Annotated in this window: 2 protein-coding genes; one reads left to right on the top strand and one right to left on the bottom strand. The window is 62.7% G+C overall.

Annotated elements, in window-relative coordinates; genetic code table 11:
* Nucleotides 1-95: 95 nt before the first annotated feature.
* Nucleotides 96-512, bottom strand: coding sequence for a PH domain-containing protein (locus VFW69_RS12090; RefSeq protein WP_526501495.1), 417 nt, complete (start codon nt 510-512; stop codon nt 96-98).
* Between the two features lie 350 nt (nt 513-862).
* Here VFW69_RS12090 and VFW69_RS12085 point away from each other — a divergent pair.
* Nucleotides 863-2,175: TonB-dependent receptor plug domain-containing protein (locus VFW69_RS12085; protein ID WP_526501493.1), on the top strand; the 1,313-nt coding region annotated here is incomplete at its 3' end.

Genomic DNA, 2,175 nt, shown 5'->3' with positions numbered 1-2,175 from the left:
AGTACCGGCGGCGGCGGTACATCGGTCTTGCGCTGCGCTGCGGCGCGGGTGCTCAATTCTAACGTGTTTCTAATGGCGGCGGTGCTGTCAATTCGCTATTTGGTAGTGCTTTCGTAGTCGTCGATGACCGACTCCACCGCCCGCTTGAATGCGAACGGGTCTGCGACGCTGCGAATGGGTGTGGTTGCTCCGCCAGTTCCGTGCACCATGATAGTTCCGTAATCGAGCATCCGTCCAATGATGCCCTGACTCACTCGGATGCTTTCGATTTTTTGAATCCGCTGCTCGACGGTGCGCCGACTAATGAGCCCCGATTTGGCAATCACACGCTTATTTGTGACGCCTAGGTCTGTAGTGGCTCGCTGGATATACGGAATGAGTAACACGGGACACAACAGGCCAAGCGTGCAAACCGTGAGAAGAGCTGGACCGAAATAAATCCACCCCGTAATCTTTGCCGTGGCCACGATGTTTTCATCGCGGCCGAGAACCTGCTCAATATAAGATGCCATTTAGTCCCCCAAGCATCCGGCACATAGAGATTATACCTTACCGAAAGCTACGCAACCGTAAATCAGTTACGCATCGCTCGCGTGCGTTGGCGACCGCCGTCGTGATAGCAACAATTCCGGGGACAACAATTTCGGGGACGACATACTTAATTATGAGCACCGCCGCTTGAGGTGAAGCGCGCGTAACGGTCGGGTTCGAGCAGTTCGATCCGCTCGTTGCGGCAGACATTCGCCGGTCAGCCCCGTTGCAAATGGGCAACACGAATCCGGGGTGCCTGGAACCGGGCTGTTGACGATCGCCGAGCGCCGCCTCTAGCCAAGCTGCATGGAACGCGCCGCCACCAATTCGAATGCCGCTGCCGCATCGTCGCGGCAGCTTTGGTGGCGCTCGGGCTGGGCTTCGGCAGCCGGGCGCGCGTGGCGATGGCGTAGGAGCTAGGACTCCTCCCTTCCTCACCAGGCCCGCCCTGACTGGCGGGCTTTTTTGTTGCCCGAATTCGAGCCTGGAGCTCCCGATGAACGCGAACCGAAGCCGCGCCGGCACTGCCCGGCTCACCCTTCTCACAGCGGCCGCGTGCCTGCTTGCTGTGCCTGTGCAGGCGCAGCAAGCGCCCGCACCCGTGTCTCCGCCACCATCGTTGGGTAACCAGAGCGACATCGTCGTCACGGGAACACGGCTGCCTGCGGGCGTTCGCGCGCCGACTCCGCTGACTGTGCTCGGCACCAAGGCGATCGAGGACCGCGAGCCCGCGACTCTCGGCGAATTGCTTCAGCAAATCCCCAGTCTCGGCGAGATCGACTCGCCCAACACGGCGGGCGTGACCTCGCGCGGCGGCGGCCAGATCAATCCCGACCTGCGGGGCCTCGGCCCGAGCCGGACGCTGGTGCTGATCGACGGCCGAAGGCACGTGCCGACCGCCACGACCGGTTCCGTCGACCTCAAGGTGGTCCCCACCCTGCTAGTTCAGCGGGTCGAAGTGGTCACCGGGGGCGCCTCGGCCGCCTACGGCTCCGACGCCGTCGCCGGTGTGGTCAACATTGTCCTGAACGACGATCTCACCGGCATCCACGGAACCGCCGACGCGGGGATGTCGGAGCATGGCGACGGTGCAGAAAAGCGCTTCTCGCTCGCTGGTGGAAGCGGGTTCGCCGACGGCCGCGGGCACGTCATGGCCGGGTTCGATTTCGTCGACATCGGCGGAATAGGAACGCAGTTGACCCGCGACTGGGGCCGGCGCGATGTCGGCCTGATCACCAACCCCAATTTCGCAACCAACGGCCTTCCCAATTTCATCATTTCGCCCAATGTGCATTCGGCGATCACGACCCCGGGCGGGCTGATCGTCAGCGGGCCCTTGCGCGGAATCCAGTTCGATCCCGGCGGGACGATCTCCAACTTTGATTTCGGTCAGGTCTTCGGCTCGACGATGATCGGCGGTGACGGCGCGCACCAGAACGAGAATCTGCTTGCGCTGCTTGGAACCCCGACTCGCGATTTCAACGCGCTCGCCTCGGCCAAATATGACGTCAGCGACCATGTGCAGCTGTTCGCCCAGCTCTCGGCCGGAACGTCGGACACCGGAGGCGCGTCGCAGGAGGCGCGCGACCGCGGCAATCTCGTGATCCACCGCGACAATGCGTTTCTCCCGCAATCTGTGCGCGA

Origin of the sequence: Mycobacterium sp. (genome assembly GCF_036273375.1) — a bacterium.
Lineage (GTDB): Bacteria > Actinomycetota > Actinomycetes > Mycobacteriales > Mycobacteriaceae > Mycobacterium.
This window is presented reverse-complemented; position numbering and strand designations above follow the sequence as displayed.